Below are 22,877 nucleotides of genomic sequence, written 5' to 3'. Positions count from 1 at the left end.
TATGCAGCTATTTATCACCTATTTCCCCCCTTTAGTTGGAATACAACCGACACTAGTTTTGGGTACGACGAAAAGTTAAATTAAAGCGATAAGGGCCAAGTAGTGGGTGAGTCCCTGCTTTAATACGTCTTATACCATGGTAATTTAACCGTGATTGTCCTCCCCAAACCACCACATCGCCATGTTCTAAATGGATAGCTTGTTTAGCGGCATCCCTTGTTATCCCTCCAAAGTCAAATAGCGCAGGTAGCCCCAAAGAAAAAGAGACAATTGGATGAGAATAATCGGCTTCATCTTTATCTTGGTGCAAAGATAATTTTGCCCCGATAGCATAACGATTAACTAGGCAAGCATCAGGTTTAAACCCATCAAAACCGACGCTATTTGCAGCTGAAGTCGCTAACTGACGGAAAATAGCTGGCATTGATAACCAAGGTAAATTAGTGACAGGGTCACGCTGACTATAACGATAACCTTGTTCATCCGTTACCCATCCCCAATCCCCACAATTAGTCATCGCAACTGACATGTGATAACCACTTGGTGTTTTCATGTGCCTTAAAGGATTCGCCTTGAGTACAAGGTTCAAATCCTTCAATAACCCTTGGCTATGCCCTAATAAAAAGCCTTTTAATAAATAAGCATCAGGGGCAATCTGAATGGTGTTTTCTTCTTCGGAAAATAGCATATCGACCACTTCTCATTATTAGCTGCTAATAAAAATAATACTGCTGCCCGCTATACTACCCCAAAACTTTCGTTAACACCGGATAGTGTCGCTTTTGCTAACCATGTTACTGAAAGATGTTCTTTACATTACTCGAATAGCTTTGCTCACGTTTAAACGCAGACCTCATGTTATTTAGATGGAAAACATTGACCAAACATATAATCTAATATTAGACTAAAATTCCAATGCAAGACCACCGTTGTGATAGATAACAAGGTAAATATGAACCAATCAATTAAATATGCGAATGCCTCTACATTAATTCCCCCTAAAGGGCATTATTCTCATTGTGTTAGCGCTAATGGGTTTGTTTTTATATCGGGGCAATTACCTATTGATGCTTTGGGTAATGCCGCCACAAACATATCTTTTACCGAGCAAACCAAGCTTGTGCTCAATAATTTGCAAGCCTGCCTAGATACCGTCAATTGTACTAAAGCCAACTTGGTGCAAGTCCGTATTTATATTACCGATATGAATAACTGGAATAGTTTTAACCAAATTTATGCTGAGTGGATCGGTAATTACCGCCCCGCTCGTGCTGTTGCTGGGGTTTCAGAGCTCCACTTTGGCGCCGCATTAGAAATCGAAGCCACCGCTGTATACGCTTAAAATTTGATAATTTATTGAGGTAATATCATGACTGAGTTAACTTTGCCAAGCTATCAAGATATTGAAGATGCCGCCCAACGTATTTTAGGTTTTGCCCATAAAACGCCTGTATTAACATCAACCACTGCAAATAAACAATTTGGGGCTGAATTATTTTTTAAGTGTGAAAATTTCCAGCGTATGGGTGCATTTAAATTTAGAGGCGCATTCAATGCGTTAGCACAATTAAGTCCAGAACAAAAAAAAGCAGGTGTTATTGCTTTTTCATCAGGTAATCATGCTCAAGGTGTTGCTTTGGCCGCACAGTTACTCGATATCCCAGCAACAATTCTAATGCCAAATGATTCCCCTGCGGTCAAAGTAGCTGCCACCCAAGGCTACGGGGCTAAAGTTATACACTTTGATAGATATACCGAAAACCGCGAGCTACTTTGCCAACAACTCGCTAAGCAACATGGGTTTACCATTATCCCGCCCTATGACCATCCACATATTATTGCTGGCCAAGGTACTACTGCTAAAGAACTCATAGACGAAGTTGGGCCATTAGATGCCCTTTTTGTGTGCTTAGGTGGTGGTGGTTTGCTCTCAGGCTGTGCTATTGCCACAAAGCAACTACTCCCTGATTGCCAAATATATGGTGTCGAACCACTTGCGGGTAATGATGCACAACAGTCATTTTATCGCGGTGAAATTGTACATATTGATACCCCAAAAACCATTGCAGATGGTGCCCAAACCCAACATTTAGGCCATTATACTTTTGAAATTATTAAAAACATTGTCAATGATATTTTTACCGTTACTGACCCGCAATTAATCGACTGTATGAAGTTTTATGCTGAACGCATGAAAATTATCGTTGAACCAACGGGTTGCTTATCTTATGCAGCAGCTCTGGCTAACAAAGAACGACTGCAAGGTAAACGAGTGGGGATTATTGTCAGTGGAGGGAATGTGGATATTCATCACTTTGCTCAGTTAATATCCTAACCCCATAATTGCCTATCACCTGTTAGATACATTAAAAATAGTTTAAAATTAGGGTTTCGATACAAGATAAATAAGGGAGAATAATGTCAGACCTAAAAGAAAATTCATTACTTGCGCAAATAGATATTATAGCAAAAGGATTAAGCGAAACATTTGCCCCTTTTTGTGAAGTAGTGGTTCATGATCTTAAAAAACCTGAACATTCTATTCTCTCTATTCATAACAATTTATCTGGTCGCCAAATCGGTGAACCTACAACAGAGTTAGGCCTTGCAAGAATTGAGTCTCCTGATTTCCCAAATATCATAGCCAATTATACCAACCAGTTTACGGATGGACGCCCAGTAAAAAGTACCTCGATTGGTATAAAGGATGATTCTGGGCAATATGTCGCTGCGCTTTGTCTTAATTTAGATATGACGCTATTCAGGGGAATGCAAAGTATGTTGTCTCAATTTATCGAAGTGGGAAATAGCCCTATAAAAGAACATATTGAACCCAATGGCACAGAGGCAATTCGCATCCGTATTGACCAATATGCAGCTTCGTTAGCTACCACAGCGCGTACTTTAAAAGCTGAGGAACGGAAAAATTTAATTGAGATATTACGAAATGAAGGCTTACTGGATGTAAAAAAAGCAATGGAGACTGTTGCTCAACACCTTGGGATTTCAAGAGCCTCGGTGTATTTATACGCTAAGAAAGCAAGCTAGTTTTGCTTCCTTAGCCATTTACTTTTTTTAAAATACTTTTAATGCTTATTGGGTAAAAATCATTTACATCAACACCCACATTGATTGCACGTGAACCCAATATTTCTAAGCGTTTACGTTGCTCAGGGTCTTTACCTGAATTATGCACATGCCCATATAAATGAATAGCGTCACGGAAAAAACCTTGCCATTCTAAAATTGGGTAGTGAAATAACACAAATTTTTGCTTTTGGTATTCCAATTCATAGTAGCTTCGTACCCATTCAAATAAGGACGTGTCAAACTCTGGGTCATCCAAAAATTTATCATGGTTGCCCCGTATGAGATATTTCTTCCCAGCTAAACGACGTAATATTTTATTTGCATCACTGCCGTTCCCTTTATATAAAAAATCACCCAATATGTAGATCTCATCATAGTCCGTAACATAAGCATTCCAGTTATGAATTAAAGTATCATTCATGTGGTTAGTGCTTCGAAAAGGTCGATCACAAAGATTAATTATATTAGAGTGACAAAAGTGCGTATCTGAAATAAAGTAAATCATATAAAACCCGAAAAAAGATATTAATTGTCATTATGTTAAAAATGATAGTATTCAAATAAATATGCGCTATCCCCTATATCATAACGTACTTGTAATTAATAACCTTACAGAATTGACCTAAAAATCCAATACCTCCTACATAGAGGTTAGCGTTAATTGTTGATAGTTTTTATCTGTTTTTATCACTCGCATTGGACGCGAAATTGCGGCATAAATAATACAACATTCAAAATATCGGAAACAAAATGACCAATCCTTCCTCAATTTCTCTTTTCTATGATTCATTTGGTATAGCGAAAAACCCTGCTGTTGTGTTGATCCCAGGTTTGGGTGGCCATAATATCAGCTGGACTTCGGCGTTTTGCCAACAAATTGCAGATGCAGGCTTTTATGTTATACGTGTTGATAACCGTGATTCAGGATTGTCTTCCCACATCGAACATTTTCCACCAATCGTTTTAAGTGAATTGATTGGAAAAATGCAAACTGGGGAACAATTTGTTATTCCTTACACTTTATTAGATATGGCTGAGGATATAATTCGCCTACTCGACTTATTATCTATTGATAAAGCACACATAATTGGCCGCTCAATGGGGGGGATGATTGCACAGTTGGTTGCTGCGAATTACCCGCAACGTATACTATCCCTTTGCCCAATTATGTCTTCATCAGGGAACCCCGACCTGCCACAAAGCGAACCCGATGTAATGCAAATGCTGATGAGCCCAAGCCCCAACCCTAAAGAAAATTTAGAGGGGTACTTAAGCGGTCAATTAGCATTTTACCAACGCATTAGTTCCTCTATTTGCCCATTTGATGAAAATTATTATCGGGATTATGTGCTGCAAGCGCTTGCTCGAAATTATTCCCCAGAAGGAACTAAACGGCAAATGGTTGCTGTGGCTATGACGGGTGATCTTCGGCCTTATATCAAAAGTATAGATGTACCAACATTAGTTATTCATGGTTCCATTGACCCTTTGTTCCCATTAGCTGCAGGTCAGGATATCGCAGAGAATATAATGAATGCAAAATTAGAAATCATTGAGGGTATGGGGCATGAAACACCTCCGGCTCTAAACTCGCAAATTGCAACTCTGATTATTACTCATTTAAAGCAGAACCAAGTTTAGCTTGGTTAGTACCTATTTATGGCTCTATAACTGAGCCATAAATATAGGTGATTATAACCATCCTTGTTTTTTATGTTGCGCACAAATGGGGCAAATATTGATGTTTTCTTCCCAAGATGAAAATGGTAGATGGCAAGTATGGCACTGACCATCATAATAGTTAAAACTAATCGGTTCGCTATTTTTAGCCGTATGCGCGTGGACATGAATAGATTGCGGGAAACAAACTACTTGGCAGCTCATACACCCCGTACACCGCTTTTCATCTATTAAAAATTGGTTATTTTCGATGTTTATCGCATGTTCATCACAAACTTTTGCACAAGCACCACATAAAATACAGCTTGCTGTATCAAGCTCTACTCTAAACCAGCTATCCTCAGGGTAAAATTGTTTCCTTGCATTTAACCCCGTTTTTACTTGGCCTTTATCTAACGGTTTCTCGTCCAATTTTTGACGGAATAACATCATTCGACGCCCGGTATCCACCTGTGCCGGCTGTACAATACGTAATTGCCAAATCGGTTCTTGTAGCGTTTTTAACTTTAAATTCAATGAGGCAACTGTTGGCAGCCACTTGTCTACCAAAGGCTCTGCTATCTGTATGCCGCGAATGCCATATTGCCGGTGCCAAACAATTAACTCATCTGCATTGGCGACAGGTTCATCGTGGTTAACCACCAAAAAGTCACCTTGATAGGTTCGTTCATGAGGAGCAATATTCTCAATAGCGTCAACAGGGCAAGAAAATAAACAGTTACCACATTGAAAGCACAGTTCATTATCAATTGCAGCTGCCATATGGCTAAAAGACACCGCACCAACCGGACAACTCGTCGCACAATTGTCACAAATACTATTTTTTAATCGTTTTCTGACACAGTTATTATTAATTGTTGGCTCTGGTGGAAGTTCTAGATTAATAAAACGTCTCATCATTCTGCACTCCCATCGTAGCAATAAATACGAATGTAAAAATCAACATTCACCTACTCAACGCTCACATTTTACCATTAATCTAAGGTTTATTTTAGTACAACACATTGTAGATAAAGATGATTTAGGCTAACTAATATGTCAAAAAACATAAAGATTTAACTATTTCAATCACCTAGTAGGCGGGAACTCATTTATAGTTAAAAACTTTATGTTTTTTTAGCAATAATAACTTATACAGTACTAGTTTATTGGTGCTGCTAACAGTGCATTTCTCATATAACTTTCAACGTGCATGACTGGGTCCCAGCCAGCTTGTATTAGCGCAATACTTTTACGACCAAAACTACTGATTTCATCTTGTATACGCATCCCTGCAAGTGTATTAGCTAAACACCCCATATATCATACAAGTCAAAATTATATGCTGGTTATATATCACTACCATAGCTATATAATTTGTATCTAATACATTTAGGCGCTAAACTTGATTAGTTAACAAAAACCAAGTCCACCCACTTTTAAGGCTAAGGTTTATCTATGAATAACTTCGAATTTTATAACCCAACACGCATCGTTTTTGGTAAAGATAAAATCGCTGAACTTGACAGGCTCATTCCACAAAATGCAAAAGTTCTCATCCTGTTTGGTGGCGAAAGCGCCCGAAGGACAGGTACATTGAATGAAGTTGAGCAAGCATTAGGCACGCGTCAATTTGATCTGTTTGGTGGAATTGAAGCTAACCCTCGTTATGAAACGTTAATTAAGGCCGTTGATAAAATAGAGAAAGAAGGCTTTGATTTTTTACTTGCCGTTGGTGGTGGGTCTGTCATTGACGGTGTTAAATTTGTGGCAGCAGCGGTTAACTACCCTGGTGATAAGTGGGAAGTTGTTACCAACAGAGGCTCTACAATCAAAACAGCTTTACCTTTTGGTACCGTTTTGACATTACCAGCAACAGGTTCAGAAATGAACAAAGGCTCCGTTATTACAAGGGAAGAATTACACTCAAAGTTAGCATTTATGAGCGATTATGTTTTTCCTCAGTTCTCGATTCTTGACCCTGTAAAAACATTTACCTTACCTCCTCGACAAGTCAGTAATGGTGTTGTTGATGCCTTTGTACATATTGTTGAGCAATATTTAACCTATCCTGTTAATGCTAAAGTACAAGACTCATTTGCTGAAGGTTTACTAAAAACGTTAATAGACATTGGTCCTAAAGCACTTGAAACACCTCATGACTATGATATTCGCGCTAATTTAATGTGGGTTGCAACATTAGCATTAAATGGGTTGATTGGGGTTGGCGTACCGCAAGATTGGTCTACCCACATGTTAGGCCATGAAATTACAGTGTTATATGGTTTAGACCATGCACAAACATTAGCTATCGTACTTCCTTCAATGCTGCTCGAAAAACTACCACAAAAACAGGAAAAATTAGCCCAGTACGCAGAAAATGTGTGGGGGGTTACCGCTGGTTCTCAATCAGAGAAAGCCATCAAAGCTATTGAGCTGACAAGAGCGTTTTTTGAAAAAATGCAAGTAGGCACACGCTTTAGTGATTACCAGCTTACCCAAGATGTCATTGAACCATTAGTCAACAGTCTAAAAGCACATGATATGGTCAAGCTGGGTGAACACCAAGATATTACTTTGGACGTTAGCCGCCGAGTGTATACCGCAGCCTTATAACGGCTATGTAAAGGTTGTACCTTCAACCTTTTTAATGAAGCCCGTTAATGTTTTCTTGACCACACTTGCATTGATAGGTGATTATTTCTAATAAACAAAATAATCACCTACTTAATTGTAATTTCAGGTATGTCCAAACCTGTATTACATGATTTTCTTTGCGCTAACCACCTAACCTTGTAGATTGGCTCAATCTAGGTTTATCGGTTATTTGGAGGGGAGATTTTTAATCAGTGAACCACTGTAATACCCCCCCCATCAAACTCGCTAAAGCCATTATTAATCATAATTAGGTTAATCATTTACCTTGATTGAACGCCCATTTGTTTGCATCCATACCTATAAAACTACATCGGCCATAATTAGCCTAAGTTACTCATATTTATCTATCTAGCATATAACGTTTAATTAGATATAAGGGCGCTTTAATTACCAGATTTTTAATTGTGAATGGTAGATTAGCATTAGCAAAATATTGTTTTCGATTCAGAGCATTATTCCCCATTTCTCACTGCTCTAAATTTATGTATTTTATAGCTTACAGACCCTTTTATACAAAATTTTAACAACAATTATGAGTTAGGTTGTGAGCCAATGCTTTCTAAATTTAATATATCAAACAGCGCATTACTTGCATCGTCACTACTCTTAACGATAGGACGTGGCGCAACATTGCCCTTCATGGCAATTTACCTAACTCGAGAATACCAAATGGCAATTGATATTGTCGGTATAGCCATGTCACTGGCAATGGTTATAGGTGTTTTATTCAGTATGGGCTTTGGTATGCTTGCTGACAGGGTTGATAAAAAACGCTGCATGTTATTTGCTGTGTTAGCTTTTATTTTGGGGTTTATCGCTATCCCCACAGTAAATAATGCTATTTTAGTTATCGCGTTCTTTTCTCTTATTAACTGCTCATATTCTGTGTTTTCTACGGTCTTAAAAGCCTATTTTGCGGATACACTCACAGTCTCTTTAAAGGCAAAGATATTTTCCTTAAATTATACCTTTATCAATATCGGTTGGACTATTGGCCCCCCATTGGTACTTGGTTATTAATGTACAGTATTAACTTACCATTCTATTTAGCCGCTATATCAGCTGCTCTACCAATATTTTTTATACAACGTTTTGTACAAAGCATAAAACCAACGCCATTAGAAAACGGAAACATACGTAAATGGAACCCACTGAGTATGCTAAGTGATCAAGTCTTAGCATGGTTTATTTTATCCACATTTTTGGGTTCATTGGTTTTTGGTACTTTTACCACTTGGATTTCGCAATATGCAATTACTGTGGCAAGCAGTGATTTTGCTCAGGTTGTTATTGGGGTAATTTTACCTGTGAATGCAGTCGTGGTCGTTACATTACAATACACCGTAGGGAAGCGTATCACCCCGGATAACCTAAAAAAATTAATGACCTTAGGCAGCTTATTCTTTATTTTAGGCTTAGCAACTTTTATGAATGCACATGAAAATTTATACCTCTGGGCGGCAGGCGCTTTTATTTTTACATTAGGTGAATTAATTTATGCCCCAGGAGAATATATGTTAATTGACAGTATTGCACCGGAAGGCATGAAAGCGAGTTATTTTTCAGCCCAATCCCTTGGGCTATTGGGCGGTGCATTTAACCCTATGTTAACTGGTGTTGTTCTTACTGAGCTTCAGCCACATTTCATTTTTATTATTCTCATGTTTATTACCTTTCTGGCATGGTTATCCATGTTAAACGGGATGCGATTACGCAAAAAACAATTATTACGCACCGTATAGTGCGTTACCGTTAGTGCTCCATCATTAACGGTAACGCCTATTTTTCCTGACCCGTAAATTTAGCGTAGCCATAACGAGAAAAATTGCGCTACTAATTATTAAGATGACTGAAAGTACTAAAGTTGAGAGATTATTTTCAGTCACCAGCAGTGAAAATGCAGGTATTGTAATTAATAAAGCTAAATTATTTATGCTTTCTGAAACAGATAATACTAATCCTTTATTTTTAGTACTCTCTTTAGCCAATAACGAGGTACTGACCGGTGAAGCCACCCCTAATGCTCCCCCTATAAATAACAAGCAGATACAATCACCAACTAAGGGTAATTTTCCTGTAATAAATAACACTAAAGCAACCAATATTCCTAATAAAATTAGGATTAGTTTAGCCGCATCCTGTAGTTTATATTTTGCTATTTTCGCAACCAAAGCATTACCAATGAACAAGCCAATACCAAATAACCCCATAATGATACCAATCTCAGCTGTTTCTAATGCAGTTCTTTGTCTTATAATTTCCCCTGACAATAAAAAGATACTAACTGAAACCCCGTTCCATAATCCCTTTGCTATGATCAAACGTAAAATATTTGCTTGTATTAAGCAGCTCAATGAGTGGGGATAGGTATGGTTTTTTTTAGAACTCGGCAAGATAAACCATGATATAGAAAATGCGAATAAGCCACATAAACTCGTTAATATAAAAGGCGAATACCACGCAAAATATTGAACTAAAATACCCGCTAACATTGGCCCAGTCACAATGCCAACAGTCATTCCCATCATGACACTCCCCATCGCGGCTGCTTGGTTTTCTCTTTTTATCACATCGGCTATAAGGGAAAAAATAACGGGAACTAATGCCGCTGATGCCACTCCCCCTATAACGCGGAAAATTACAGCAACCGAAAAATTAGGCGAAAAAATAATCACCAAACTATCTAGTGATAATAACAATATTGCAGTGAGTAAAATTTTTCGCTTATCTATTCGGTCAGAAAGGTAACCAATTAGAGGTGCTGTGAGTGTATATGCCAATGCATAGGACGATATCAGCCAAGGAATTTGTTCAGACGAAACTTCAAATGCCAGTGCTAGTGGCGACATTATTGAGGACAACATAAATTCTGTAGTCCCAACTAGATATACAATAACAGCAGATAAAAATAATACATTACGATTAGAGGTCATAGTATCCCCTTACGAGTGAAGTAATTAATATGATTTGAGTTTTAGATTTAATAAATTGAGTCTAAATTTAATGAATCGAAGAAATTAGATTTTGGGCTATAAGATGTCAAAATGAACGCAACTCGGCTAAAGTCACATAGTTTGAGGTGAGTGAAATGGGGTATTCTAGGTTAGTAATTAGGTAGGTTTCATCTAATTTAACACTAATTACGAGGCTAATGCAACTTTTAGTTTAACCTTATGGTTAACTATTTCTTATATTTAATTACCTAAACAACCCTCTTTTTAAATACAAATTATTAACATTTCGGTGAGTATGTAATAATGCTTATAAAAGTAACAATGTAATATTTAATTTATAATAAGCCGCTTTTACATCAAAAAAAAGCCCAAAATTATATTTTATAATATGCAAGAAATAACCAATAGATGCTTGTATACATGATTATTAAATGAATTTGTGTAAGTGATTAATTTAACAATTACATGAAAGTATATTTAGACTAGGCAAGGATGTATAAATATGAATATAACAACTCGATTAAAGATAGTTTCATTTTTACAATTTTTTATATGGGGATCTTGGTTAGTTACATTTGCGTCCTATCTTTTCAACACCCTACACTTTAAAGGTGGTGAAATTGGGTTAATATTCAGTGCATTAGGGATATCCGCTCTATGCTCACCAGTTATCATAGGGTTTATTGCAGATAAAATTAATAACCGTAAACTAGTTTATATCGCTTCTCATTTTATTTCTGCTTTATTCTTACTAGCGATGGCTCATAGTCATTCAATAACCCTACTGTTCATTATGACATTAATCCACCTAATGTTTTATATGCCAACAATTTCAATCTGTAACAGTATTGTTTTTGAAATGTTAGAGAAGCAAAAGCTTAGCTCTGATATCTATTTCCCTAAAATACGAGTCTATGGCACAGTTGGCTTTATTGTCGCTATGTGGACTATTAGTCTATTAAAACTTGAAATGAGTTTTTATCAATTATATATCAGTGCTGCTGCATCTATTGTTTTAAGTATTTTTTCTGTTTTCTTTATATCGATTAAAAGAGTTAATACATCAAAAAATAAAAAAATTAGCTGCCAAAATATTATTCAGCTATTTAAAAAAGGTAGAGTCGCTGTATTTCTATTTTTTGCTATGCTACTCGGTTCTGTATTGCAAATAACCAATACCTTTGGTGTTCCTTTTTTGCAAGATATGGCTCTAGCTCCTGAGGCTAAGGGTTCTGTTTTCTCTGCGTATCCAACCATATTCTTATCAATATCACAGTTTTCTGAAATTATTTTTATTCTCCTTTTACCTATTTTGCTGAAAAAAATTAAAATTGAAACGATCCTATTGCTCAGTATGATTGCATGGATTTTACGCTTAGGATTATTTGCTTATGGTGACTTCACCTCCATAGGCACCATCGCCCTCTTCTTATCAATGGTTGTGTATGGCTGTGCATTTGATTTCTTCAATATTGCGGGAGCCCTATTTTTAGAAAAAGAAATCGCCCCTGAATTTCGTTCCACAGCACAGGGCGTTTTCACGACTTTAGTTAATGGGTTCGGTACTTTTTTAGGCGCAGTGCTTTGTGGTTGGGCAATTGAACTCAATACAGTTGAAGGTATTGTAGATTGGAAAACTTTTTGGCTAATATTTACCGGGTACACAGCAAGTTTTACGGCTTTATACCTTATCTATATGTTGTTCACTAAACATAATAAGGCTGAATCTATGTAATTGTTCATAATCACAAGCTCCCAAAGATAAACCTAAATCAACTTTACTCATGACTGCTAATGGGCTGTAGAACGATAAGCTAAGCGATTAGTACTTTAATTTTAAAGTACTGATTAATTTTTTGGGGGACGTCTTTTACACCATCGACTCACATTAAGCTTTAGTTAACTCATCATAAAAGATGACCAATACTAAATGACTTATTATTTAAATCATTTACGTTGAGATTCTTTTAACAATAGTGCTTGTTTACGATCTATTCCCCAGCGGTAACCGGAAAGGTCACCATTATTTCTGACCACGCGGTGGCAAGGTATCGCTACAGCTAATATATTTGCAGCACAAGCACTCGCAACTGCCCTAACCGCTTTAGGTTGGCCTATTTTTTCTGCTATCTCACTATAACTTACTGTTTTACCAGCGGGTATATCACGTAATGCATGCCATACCCGTTGCTGAAATGCAGTACCTCTAATATCTAATGGTAGGTCAAAACCAATTTCGGGTGCTTCAATAAACCCCAAAACTTTCGCAATCACTTTTTCAAACTTATCGTCACCTCCGATAAGATCAGCTTTAGGGAACTTATCTTGTAAGTCTCTCAATAGCTGCTCAGGGTCGTCTCCCAGTAAGATAGCACAGACACCTATTGGGCTTTGAGCAACCAATACAGTTCCTAATGAACAAGCAGCGAGAGCAAAATAAATTTTGCTGCCACCCCCTCCTGATTTCCAAGCGCTTGGGGTCATTCCTAGCCGCTGTATTGCCGTTTCATAAAAGCGGCTGTTTGATTGGTATCCTGCATCATAGATAGCATCAGTAATTCGTTCTTGTTGCTGAAGTTGACCTTGTAATTTTTCGTGTCGCAGACCGTTTGCATAAGCTTTTGGCGTTAAACCTGTGTGCGCCTTAAATAAGCGATGAAAATGGTAACGGCTAATTCCAACGTATTCTGCAAGTTCAGTCAGTGTCAACGGCCGGTTTTGCTGTTCAATGTAACGGCAGGCCTTTTCTATTTTTTCCTTATAAAATTGGTTTAATTGTGCCGTTTTTGTACGTTGACGTTTACCGGGACGATAACCTTGCTTAATGGCTTGTTGCTCATTATCGAAAAACTCAACATTATCTCTATTCGGTAAACGCCCCGCAGCAGAAGGGTGGTTATAAATTAATGATGTTTTCACACCATAAACAAAATGACCATCTGCATTTTTATTACGTTCGACTACGGCTTGCCAACGTTGCTCTGGAGATTTCCACATATTAACCATCGCTATGACCCCTATTCCACTTTAGAATTATTGCGTTAATTATCAACATTGGGCTAGCACAGAAACTCCGAACCTTGCTTTTTAATTATTCAATCGCTACTGGCTAACTACACGCCACTTCCGTTACGAGTTTTGTATTAGCATTTCTGCGAGAAATAACCAGAATAACACTGATGCCTAAAACAGCAATTAACGCCCCAATAAAGCTAATCATTGAATAGCTATAACCATGAGATAATATAACACCCCCAATAGCGGCTCCAATCGCATTACCTAAATTAAAAGCCCCAATGTTAACAGAAGAAGCTAAAGCTTGTGCCCCCGTCGCAGCATTCATAACAAGCATTTGGATTGGTGGTACAATACCAAAACTAAAAATACTCCAAAATAATAAACCAGCACCAGCCCCGATTGAATTTACCGCGATAAATGGAAATATAGCCATACTGGACGCTAACATAATAAAAAATACAATTAAGGTACCAAACAATGATTTATCAGCAAACAGCCCTCCAATATAATTACCAATGGTAAAGCCAATACCAATAATTACTAACATTATGGTGATCATTTGATCTGAAGCTTGGATAAATTCCATTAACATTGGGGTTATATAGGTATAAAGTGTAAACATCGCACTGGCACCTAATACTGTTGAAAGCATCCCTAGCAATACCTGAGGTCGTCGCAGAATAGCTAATTCGCTTTTCACATTCACTTTTTTACCCGTCAGATGGCTAGGTAATGCCAAAACCAAGCTAATAATCGTCAATATACCTAAAGCAGAAATCAAATAAAATGCCTGACGCCAGCCTATCATTTGAGTTAATTTAGTCATTAATGGTACACCACCAATATTCGCTATTGTTAGCCCCATAAACATCGCTGCTATTGCACTGGCTTGTTTACCCGTTGGTACTACACTAGCGGCCACCATTGCGCCTAACCCAAAAAATGCGCCATGGTTTAAGCTGGTAATAAAACGAGAAAGTGACAGTGTCACTAAATCAGGTGACATGGCAGATAATAGATTCCCTATAGTGAATATTGACATTAAAAATATTAAAGCCATTTTCGGTCGTCTATTTGCTAAAAGTAATGTCATGATTGGCGCACCAATCATCACCCCTAATGCATATATCACTACAATAGAACCTACTGATGGTATGTCTACCTGAATATTTTGCGCGATATAAGGTAACATTCCCATCGGTGAAAACTCTGTTGCTCCAATAGCAAACGCACCTATCGCCAAAGCCAATAATGCTGTGTTTATTCTCATTCAAAACCCTTATTAAAATACATTATGAGTGCTGATTAATAACCCGAATTCTTTCATATTGAAACACAATGAAAAAGGCGTTAAGGTGAAAATGACTTTTGCCGGAAATGCAATAATGAAAATAACATTTGAAGAACTGCAAACCTTTATTAGTGTTGTCGATTGTGGCTCAATTACCGCTGCTGCTGAGCAGTTAAACGTCACTGTCTCAACTGCAAGTCGTCTATTACTTAGGCTTGAAGAAAAAGTGGACACCACCTTAATATATCGCACAACACGCTCAATAAAACTCAGTGATGAAGGTGCTGCATTTTTGCGAAAAGCGCGAGAAATTGTTAACCTCACTCAAGAAGCGGAAGAAATGCTATCTGCCCGCCAATCTATTCCCTCTGGCGTATTACGCATTGATGCATCAACCCCGTTTCTCACTCATGTTATTGCACCATTAGTCCCTTTGTTTTATCAGCATTACCCACAAGTTGAACTTGAAATCCATAATTATGAAGGGATAACAAATTTATTAGAAAAACGGATTGATGTTGCCTTCCGTATTGGTACGCTTAAAGACTCTTCCCTTAACGCCACCTTACTTGGGTATAGCCAAAAACGGTTAGTCGCAAGCCCATCTTATTTAAAGCAGTATGGCGTACCACAAAATATTGATGAACTAAATAAACACTGCATATTAGGCTTTACACAGCCTGATACCTTGAATGTATGGCCGATAAAAACCAACGATGAAAAATTGTTGAAAGTTACGCCTAATATTGCAGCTGCAAGTGGCGAGGTCCTATTTCACCTCGCTGTTCAAGGGGCCGGTATTTTATGTTCAGCAGATTTTGTTACGGCGGATGCGCTTGAAAGTGGGCAATTATTACAAATTTTGGAAAGTAAAACTGTGGTGACTCGGCAACCCATTAATGCCGTGTATTATCGCAACCAAACCGTTTCCCCTCGATTACGCTGTTTTATTGAGTTTATAAAAAAATATTCAACTAAAATTGAATCCTGAATCCTCTATTCAGCAACCTTGTCTTTTTTATGTAATGCGTTTTTAAACCTTGTTAACGTCATACCCGTATGGCGTTTAAAATAACGGCATAAATAAGACGTATCCTCGAAGTTTAATTCACTCGCTATTTGCTTAATAGATAATTCACCAACCTCTAATAATGCTTTGATTTCTAGAGTAACTTGTCTATCAATCAATGCTTTAGGTGGGTCATTAAAAAAGGCTTGGCTGATTTTCGATAAATAAAAAGGGGTAATTGCTAATTCATTCGCATAAAACTTCACCTCTTTATGTTGTTTGCAATGAGTCGTAATTAAATCCCAAAAGCGCCAACACAACTGTTCTTGTCGGCTTCTTTCCATCGGTTTATTTAGTTTATTTTGAGCCCCATTGCTAATCTCTAAAAATAGATTTTGTAGGTGATTTTTTAATTGCAATTGCCAATATTCGCCACGGCTTGATACGATTTCAAATAAAATATGCCGCCAGCTTTCAAGTACTGTTTTTTTCCCTGCTGGGATAGTAATAATCGGATATTCATTAAAAAATGAAAACAATTGGTTTGGCAATGAATAAGCGATTTCAGTTGCAAATTTTTTCTCAATCAATAGATACTCAATCTGAAAATTGCGTGATTTAGCCTTTAACATCGCAAAAGTATCATCATATAACACCATGATATCACTTTTGCCAACAGTGTAATGTTTGAAGTTAATATTAAATATCGCTGCCCCTTGCCTGCATATACATACAGTGACATAAGATGGCCTTATTGGGGTCAATTGCATTTCATCCATATTCGTATTACCCAAACAAATCACATCCAATAATTCAATTTGATGTTTTTTTATACGAAGCATCTTTTTCCTCTTTCACCTTCGATTTGTTTAAATCATAGCAAATGAGTTGTCATTTGTACCCAAATTGGAGATGTATTGCCCTTTTTTGTTTTTCATAAATACCTAAAATAGCCTCCAATATCAAATAGGCATGATAAGGAGCTTTAGGATGATACTTAATACCAACAGGTTAGTTTTGCGCCCTTGGCAAGAAACAGATGCAAGTGATTTATATTTTTATGCAAAAGATAAACGAATTGGCCCAATAGCAGGTTGGCCCCCTCATCAAAATGAAGAAGAAAGTCGAATAATTATAAAAATATTTTTATGCGTGAAGAGATCTATGCTGTTACGCTAAAAAATGACAATCGAGCTATCGGTTTAATTGGCCTATCCTTTAACCACGAAAGTAATTTCCCGATTGGTGATAATGATGCAGAAGTGAGTTATTGGATTGGTGTACCATTTTGGGGAAAAGGTTTGATCCCAGAAGCAATGTCTGAAATCATGCGCCATGCCTTTGTTGACTTGAAATTAGATAATTTATGGTGCGGGTATTTTCAAGGCAATCAACAATCTAAAATAGCCCAAGAGAAATGTGGGTTCAAATATCATTCAACCCTCGCCCCACAGTATATTGAGCTCATTGCAGAAACTAAAACAGAAGATATTAGCCGAATTACAGCCCAAGAATGGCTATCATTACAATAATTGTTTATTACTCACCAAGCAGCCATAAATTCAATATGGCTGCTTTCCATTGGTTACTGTTCCCCACGTTTTTCAAACTGCATAAAATTATTCTACCCTGTTATTATTAATGCTATGATTTTTCGATAATTATAAAGTTATAACATTTTTATTTTATAAAGGATCACAGGTAAACACATGCAGGACTATGGTATTTGGACAATTATAACTCCCATTGTGACCATTATTCTGGCTATATTAACTCGCCAGGTAATGCTTTCATTAATGTTGGGGATTTTAGTCGGTTTTACAGTTATTCATGACCACAATCTACTTTTAGGTGTTCAAGGCACTGTCGATGGGATTATTCATACTTTTTCATCCGCAGGTAATACTCGCACCATTGTCTTTATGGTAATGATAGGCGGTATCATGCGCTTGGTAGTTGTCACTGGTGGTGTTCGTGCCCTAGTTCAATTACTCACCAATAAAACTAAATTAATTAAAAACCGTACAGCCACACAACTGTTAGCGATAATCATCACATCTCTTATCTTTATAGAAAGTTCAATAAACCAACTCGTCGCCGGAGCATCGACTAAAAATTTAGCAAGGCAATATGGCGTTGCTCCCGAAAAAATGTCCTACATCATTCAAACAGCCTGTGTTTCGGTGTGTTCATCAGCCATAATTAATGGCTGGGGTGCAGTCATTATGGGGTTAATCGGTGTGCAAATATCTCAAGGCCTAATTAGTGGCGAACCTTTTGATATTTTAATTACCTCTATTGGTTATAACTTGATGGCATGGTTATCCATTATCACAATCTTGTTCTATGTATTTACTAATATTTCATGGGGCCCCATGAAAAAAGCAGAAGATAAATATCAACAAGATTTTGCCTCAGGGAATATCTCTCAGCACCAAGGGCAAAATGACGAAGATGAAATTATTGATCACCCAAACGCACATTCTTCATTAAACTTTTTTATCCCCATTTTATCTACTGTGCTTATGGTACCTATTGCGCTTTATATCACAGGAGATGGAGACTTTAGTAAAGGAAGTGGTTCAACATCTGTATATTGGGGAGTTATGTTTGGAACAGCAGTGTCTTTCTGCTGGTTTATTGGCCGTCGCTTACTAACTATTGATGATTTCTTTAAAGAGCTCTTTATCGGCTATGCCAATATGCTGAAAATTAGTTCTATTATGATCTTAGCGTTCTTAATGGGGAATGTTTCCGCTGAATTAAATACTGGCGCCTATATTGCCGAAGTCACTCATGGCGTTATGGCGCCAGGTTTCTCTATTGGTTTTATCTTTATTATCAGTGCCATCATGTCGTTAGCGACAGGAACATCTTGGGGAACATTTGCCATTATGATCCCCATTGGGGTTCAATTAGGTTTATCCGTAGGAATGCCTATTGAGTATATGATTGGCGCTGCAATTTCAGGCTCTATTTTTGGTGATATGACATCACCAATTTCTGCCGATGCAATTGTTGCTTCGATGGCAACAGACTGTGAACATATTGAGCATATCCGCACTCAAATGCCATATGCATTAGTCACTGCCAGCATTGTGCTCGCCATTTACCTTTACCTTGGTTTCTCTTATTAATTTATTGGGAGTTTAAATGTCTCTTCAACAACAATTAAGCCAATATGCAAAAATAGATTTACTCAACGCACCAACTCCGCTTAACCGGCTTAACAATTTATCGCGTAAATTTCATCGTGAAATTTATATTAAGCGAGATGATATGACCCCCTTAGCGATGGGAGGTAATAAATTACGTAAGCTTGAATATTTGATGGCAGATGCCCTTGCAAAAAAGGCTAAAGTCATCGTAACTGCAGGGGCGATACAATCGAATCATGTTAGGCAAACCGCGGCTGTTGCTGCAATGTACGGTCTTGAGTGTGTCGCATTATTAGAGAACCCAATTCAAAGTGATAACCCTAATTTTCTGCATAATGGGAATAAATTACTAACTGATCTATTTGGCGCCCGTTGCGTCATGTGTGATGAATTAACTGACCCACAGTCACAGATGGAAACGTTAATTGAAACATTAGCGCTTAAAGACACCTATATTGTTCCAGTAGGCGGTTCAAATGCATTAGGTGCATTAGGGTATATTCAATGTGCTATTGAAATCGCGCAACAAAAGCCAAAACATATTGAATTCGATAAAATTATCGTCGCTTCCGGTAGTGCGGGAACCCACGCTGGCCTCGCTATCGGGATACAAGAATTATTATCTCAAAGCCAGGTTATCGGTGTCACCGTTTCAAGAAAGCAACAAGACCAATCCCCTAAAGTAGAGAAGCTACAAAATGAGCTAGCGCAAATGTTTGCGCTTACTCAAACACCAGAAATCCAATTATGGGATGATTTTTTTGCGCCTATGTATGGAATGCCAAATTGCCAAGGGTTAGAGGCAATTAGACTGTTAGCTCAACAAGAAGGTATTTTGTTAGACCCCGTTTATACGGGTAAAGCAATGGCTGGGTTAATTCATTACTTAGAAACGTCAACCGAAAATACCCCCGTATTATTTATACATACTGGCGGTGCTCAAGCCTTATTTGCTTATTCAGATATTAGCCAAAAAATTAAATAACCTACTTTGTGCAAAAGGGCTTATCTGCCCTTTTATCTTGCTTGCATAATCCTTTATATCCAAAAATGCTCTTCCCCCTCACCTCTGTAGCTATCTCACTGCATATTGCTATAAACTGATGATATACAGGAGATAATATTTATGACTCAAGTTTCTATTACACTGAGAAAAGCCACTGAACAAGATGTATCAATACTTAGTGATATAGGTATCAACAGCTATTGCCACCATTTTGCTGCTTTATGGAATAATCAAGATGAGCTATTAGATTATTTAGACCAAGAATATAGCCCAGTTAAAATTATTAATGATATCAACCAACAAAATATTGAATGGTACCTAATAGAACATAGTTCTCCAATCGGGTTAGTTAAGTTAACTCACCAATCTTCCATACCTGAATCCTCAATAACAGGAACACTACTCAACAAACTCTATTTCTCACCCGACGTCACAGGTAAAGGTTATGGAATGATCGTTTTCAGATTAATTGAAAATATTGCCAAACAATCTGGCAGCACAGCATTATGGTTAGATGTTTTGGCTAGCAACGCGAGAGCCATCAAACTTTATCAGTCAAATGGATTACACATCCTGAAGGAAGTGTTATTCAAAAGTAAAACTCAGCAAACACTTGAATATATTATGAGTAAAACACTTTAATTTATTTAATCAGGAATATTTATGAAAAATACTATCCTCATCACCGGTGCTACGGGTCAAGTCGGTAGTTATTTGACCCAGTCATTACATGAAAAAGGATACCAAGATGTCGTTTTAGCTATTAGGGTTCCAAACAAAATAACTAACACCAGCTATCGTACCGTTGTCATGGATTACGATAAGCCTGAAACCATTGAAAATGCTTTACAGGGTATTGATTCTGTTTTCATGATGACTGGCTATACCATTGATATGCTTGTACAAAGTAAAATTTTTATTGATACGGCAAAAAAATCAGGGGTTAAATATATCGTTCATTTAGGTGCTTGTGGCGATGATAATGCGCAAGTTGCTCATTGGGCTTGGCATCAGTTAATCGAGCGTTATATTGAATGGTCTGGAATGCAATATACTCATCTTCGCCCTGAATCTTATATGCAAAATCTATTAGGATACCAAGGGGATAATAACTTACAAAAAGGGATATTACGTTCTTATTTTGGCCATGCTGTATTAAGTTGGGTTGATTGCGCAGATGTTGCCGAATTAGCTGCACATTGTTTACTTGCTCCTGAAAAACATACTGGTCATATTTATCGTCTTGGTTACGAAAATAAAAATTACACTCAGATTGCTGAACTCATCACAGAACAATTAGGTATAACTTTTCAGTATCAAGCAGAAAACCCAGATGAATTTTGGCAACATGCCCTAAATAACAATCTAGAGCTTGCCTATATGAAAAGTATCTATGACCATTATGTAGATTTTACAAATGGTAAGTTAGATCGCACAGGTATTGTTTTTGATAATTTCCAAACCATCACTGGTAAGCCCCCAACCTCATTAAAGCAGTTTATTTTAAAACACCAAAGATACTTTATATGAGCCTCACCCAGCTCACTATGTAATAGTGGGCTAACATTTATTAGTGAACATTTTACCTATAACGATGCCCTTCCTCCAGCTAACAGAGGCAGCAAAAATCACAAAAATTTCTTTTGCAAATGGCCTATGGTATTCGCTACAACCAAAAGAGGCTTTTGATTAAAATAGTAAGCAACTCTAACTCATAATTAATAACTCTATTTTATTAGCCTATAACTAATAACATACAAAGATTGCTCTGTTGGGTAAATTTCTCTAATCAGTTTTTTCAATGTATCTAATGTCATCGCTTCTTGCTGAGCATGGTATTCAGAAATATCATCGTAAGAGATAGGCTGTACCGAAAGAATTTCAATATCCGTATAGTATTTATTTGTTTCTAATGCATATACTTTAACAAAACTACCTGGCACATAATGGCTTTCGCTTTTATCACGAATAGTGATAACTTTTTCTCCTGATACGACTAATGGCAGTAAACGTTCAAAAAACGTGATGGTCTCTGGTGCTGCACTCTTCATACTATTCTCCTTATATTGTCAGTGAAATACCTTATCATAAAAACCAATTTTTAAATCCATCAGCAAATGCAATGGTTCCAATCGTGCTGTCAGAGGCTCAAGCACTATAGCGATTGAATTGTATTATATACAATGTAACCCAAAAGCAACTAGCCGTAATAAATCACAGGGTCTACAATGAATAACAAAGAAGGTTTATTTTACCAACAAGAAAATCATTTTTGGTCAGCAATTTGCTTAGAAACCGCTCATATTGACGACCATGTCATCGCTTATTTTTCTGAGCTTCCTCTGCCTGTTTTTAATTTTATTTATTTACATAAAGACGCAACTATTACAGGCTTTGAAAATGCACGACATTTATTTAAGCAACGCTCTAAACCTTATGTACTAGTCGTTCATGAACAAGCACTTCATCAAGTCAAATCTGAAATTGCCAAATTAAGTTTAATTGCTGATGGTGAATCAACGGCCATGTTTCTTCCTCAAGCATCATTATCTCAATATTCTATAGCACTACCGCTTGCCGCAGATTACCGAATTGAAACCTGTAATGAACAATTAACTAATTGGGCACAACCTTTAATTACAGCTTTCCCAATTGAAGCTGAAGGAGAGGAAAACGATTCAACCGTCATTAACGAATACATTCGTTATCACCAAAGAGCTATGGATAAAAATACAAATATGATGCATTTCGTCTTATTTGATAAGCAACAACCCGTTTCTACTCTAACCTTAACTATAAATGAAAAAACTGCTCGCCTTGATGATATTGGAACTGATGTTCAATACCAAGGCAAAGGGCTAGCGACTCAATTAATTAAACATGCTCTTTTCTTCTGTCATCAGCAAGGTATAGAGCAATGTGTACTCGAAGCGTCATCAGATGGGCTATCTATTTATAAGAAATTAGGTTTCGAACCTATATTCAATTACTACAGTTTTATTGCTGAGTAATCTAATAGTTACACTTTAAAAAT

At 37.2% G+C, this 22,877-nt stretch carries 21 protein-coding genes and 2 pseudogenes; 14 read left to right on the top strand and 9 right to left on the bottom strand.

From position 1 onward, the window contains the following. Positions 1–52: 52 nt before the first annotated feature. Complete coding sequence (gene alkB / locus RB151_RS11175) at positions 53–688, bottom strand: DNA oxidative demethylase AlkB (protein ID WP_071548093.1); 636 nt, start codon at positions 686–688, stop codon at positions 53–55. 264 nt (positions 689–952) lie between these two features. On the opposite strand from alkB, the gene RB151_RS11170 reads away from it, so the two are divergent. The 3 genes from RB151_RS11170 (at position 953) to RB151_RS11160 (ending at position 3,048) form a co-directional block, all read left to right on the top strand. After that, positions 953–1,342 (top strand): RidA family protein, encoded by a 390-nt coding sequence (locus tag RB151_RS11170; RefSeq protein ID WP_042843774.1) that lies wholly within the window; start codon positions 953–955, stop codon positions 1,340–1,342. Between the two features lie 27 nt (positions 1,343–1,369). After that, complete coding sequence (locus RB151_RS11165; RefSeq protein ID WP_071548092.1) at positions 1,370–2,335, top strand: threo-3-hydroxy-L-aspartate ammonia-lyase; 966 nt, start codon at positions 1,370–1,372, stop codon at positions 2,333–2,335. Between the two features lie 83 nt (positions 2,336–2,418). Continuing rightward, the gene (locus RB151_RS11160; RefSeq protein WP_042843776.1) at positions 2,419–3,048 is read left to right on the top strand and encodes a helix-turn-helix transcriptional regulator; all 630 of its coding nucleotides are present in this window, start codon (positions 2,419–2,421) and stop codon (positions 3,046–3,048) included. A 10-nt stretch (positions 3,049–3,058) separates the two neighbouring features. Here the strand turns inward: RB151_RS11160 and RB151_RS11155 are convergent, their stop codons facing one another. Next, positions 3,059–3,595, bottom strand: a complete 537-nt coding sequence (locus RB151_RS11155; protein ID WP_071548091.1) for a metallophosphoesterase — start codon at positions 3,593–3,595, stop codon at positions 3,059–3,061. 245 nt (positions 3,596–3,840) lie between these two features. Between RB151_RS11155 and RB151_RS11150 the strand changes: the two genes are divergently transcribed. Further along, a complete protein-coding gene (locus RB151_RS11150) occupies positions 3,841–4,731 on the top strand; it encodes an alpha/beta fold hydrolase (protein ID WP_071548090.1) in 891 nt (296 codons plus the stop codon). A gap of 51 nt (positions 4,732–4,782) precedes the next feature. Here the strand turns inward: RB151_RS11150 and RB151_RS11145 are convergent, their stop codons facing one another. Then, a complete protein-coding gene (locus tag RB151_RS11145) occupies positions 4,783–5,667 on the bottom strand; it encodes an ATP-binding protein (RefSeq protein ID WP_071548846.1) in 885 nt (294 codons plus the stop codon). Positions 5,668–5,910: 243 nt separating this feature from the next. Beyond that, a complete protein-coding gene (locus RB151_RS23335; RefSeq protein ID WP_158516024.1) occupies positions 5,911–6,069 on the bottom strand; it encodes a hypothetical protein in 159 nt (52 codons plus the stop codon). 138 nt (positions 6,070–6,207) lie between these two features. Between RB151_RS23335 and RB151_RS11140 the strand changes: the two genes are divergently transcribed. Both RB151_RS11140 and RB151_RS11135 read left to right on the top strand, forming a co-directional pair. Continuing rightward, positions 6,208–7,365 carry an iron-containing alcohol dehydrogenase gene (locus RB151_RS11140; protein WP_071548089.1) on the top strand — a complete coding sequence of 386 codons (1,158 nt, stop codon included), beginning with the start codon at positions 6,208–6,210 and terminating at the stop codon, positions 7,363–7,365. 594 nt (positions 7,366–7,959) lie between these two features. Continuing rightward, positions 7,960–9,149: pseudogene (locus RB151_RS11135) on the top strand (MFS transporter). 24 nt (positions 9,150–9,173) lie between these two features. Here the strand turns inward: RB151_RS11135 and RB151_RS11130 are convergent. Continuing rightward, complete coding sequence (locus RB151_RS11130) at positions 9,174–10,340, bottom strand: MFS transporter (RefSeq protein ID WP_071548088.1); 1,167 nt, start codon at positions 10,338–10,340, stop codon at positions 9,174–9,176. Between the two features lie 523 nt (positions 10,341–10,863). On the opposite strand from RB151_RS11130, the gene RB151_RS11125 reads away from it, so the two are divergent. Then, the gene (locus RB151_RS11125; protein WP_071548087.1) at positions 10,864–12,096 is read left to right on the top strand and encodes an MFS transporter; all 1,233 of its coding nucleotides are present in this window, start codon (positions 10,864–10,866) and stop codon (positions 12,094–12,096) included. A gap of 212 nt (positions 12,097–12,308) precedes the next feature. Here RB151_RS11125 and ada read toward each other — a convergent pair whose 3' ends face one another. Then, entirely contained in the window at positions 12,309–13,367 is a 1,059-nt protein-coding gene (ada, locus tag RB151_RS11120) for a bifunctional DNA-binding transcriptional regulator/O6-methylguanine-DNA methyltransferase Ada (RefSeq protein ID WP_071548086.1), read from the bottom strand. A 103-nt stretch (positions 13,368–13,470) separates the two neighbouring features. Further along, on the bottom strand, positions 13,471–14,649 hold the full coding sequence (locus RB151_RS11115; RefSeq protein WP_042843779.1) for an MFS transporter: 1,179 nt from the start codon (positions 14,647–14,649) through the stop codon (positions 13,471–13,473). A gap of 115 nt (positions 14,650–14,764) precedes the next feature. On the opposite strand from RB151_RS11115, the gene RB151_RS11110 reads away from it, so the two are divergent. Then, positions 14,765–15,661: a LysR family transcriptional regulator gene (locus RB151_RS11110; RefSeq protein WP_071548845.1), complete on the top strand. Its 897-nt coding sequence runs from the start codon at positions 14,765–14,767 to the stop codon at positions 15,659–15,661. A 5-nt stretch (positions 15,662–15,666) separates the two neighbouring features. Here the strand turns inward: RB151_RS11110 and RB151_RS11105 are convergent, their stop codons facing one another. Continuing rightward, on the bottom strand, positions 15,667–16,521 hold the full coding sequence (locus tag RB151_RS11105) for a helix-turn-helix domain-containing protein (RefSeq protein ID WP_042843781.1): 855 nt from the start codon (positions 16,519–16,521) through the stop codon (positions 15,667–15,669). A 148-nt stretch (positions 16,522–16,669) separates the two neighbouring features. Between RB151_RS11105 and RB151_RS11100 the strand changes: the two are divergent. The 5 genes and pseudogenes from RB151_RS11100 (at position 16,670) to RB151_RS11080 (ending at position 21,373) form a co-directional block, all read left to right on the top strand. Next, positions 16,670–17,211, top strand: a pseudogene (locus tag RB151_RS11100) (GNAT family N-acetyltransferase). A gap of 177 nt (positions 17,212–17,388) precedes the next feature. Continuing rightward, the gene (locus RB151_RS11095; RefSeq protein ID WP_071548085.1) at positions 17,389–18,816 is read left to right on the top strand and encodes a Na+/H+ antiporter NhaC family protein; all 1,428 of its coding nucleotides are present in this window, start codon (positions 17,389–17,391) and stop codon (positions 18,814–18,816) included. 16 nt (positions 18,817–18,832) lie between these two features. After that, on the top strand, positions 18,833–19,822 hold the full coding sequence (locus RB151_RS11090) for a D-cysteine desulfhydrase (RefSeq protein ID WP_071548084.1): 990 nt from the start codon (positions 18,833–18,835) through the stop codon (positions 19,820–19,822). 141 nt (positions 19,823–19,963) lie between these two features. Then, positions 19,964–20,485 (top strand): GNAT family N-acetyltransferase, encoded by a 522-nt coding sequence (locus RB151_RS11085; protein ID WP_071548083.1) that lies wholly within the window; start codon positions 19,964–19,966, stop codon positions 20,483–20,485. Positions 20,486–20,506: 21 nt separating this feature from the next. Beyond that, positions 20,507–21,373, top strand: coding sequence for an SDR family oxidoreductase (locus RB151_RS11080; protein WP_042843788.1), 867 nt, complete (start codon positions 20,507–20,509; stop codon positions 21,371–21,373). A 197-nt stretch (positions 21,374–21,570) separates the two neighbouring features. On the opposite strand, the gene yqfB is transcribed toward RB151_RS11080, so the two are convergent. After that, positions 21,571–21,894, bottom strand: a complete 324-nt coding sequence (gene yqfB / locus RB151_RS11075; protein WP_042843790.1) for a N(4)-acetylcytidine aminohydrolase — start codon at positions 21,892–21,894, stop codon at positions 21,571–21,573. 177 nt (positions 21,895–22,071) lie between these two features. On the opposite strand from yqfB, the gene RB151_RS11070 reads away from it, so the two are divergent. Further along, entirely contained in the window at positions 22,072–22,854 is a 783-nt protein-coding gene (locus RB151_RS11070) for a GNAT family N-acetyltransferase (protein ID WP_071548082.1), read from the top strand. Positions 22,855–22,877 lie beyond the last annotated feature (23 nt).

The sequence above is a fragment of the Providencia rettgeri genome, assembly GCF_001874625.1.
Classification (GTDB): domain Bacteria; phylum Pseudomonadota; class Gammaproteobacteria; order Enterobacterales; family Enterobacteriaceae; genus Providencia; species Providencia huashanensis.
Note: the sequence above shows the minus strand (reverse complement) of the source record. Positions and strands in the feature narration are given on the sequence as shown.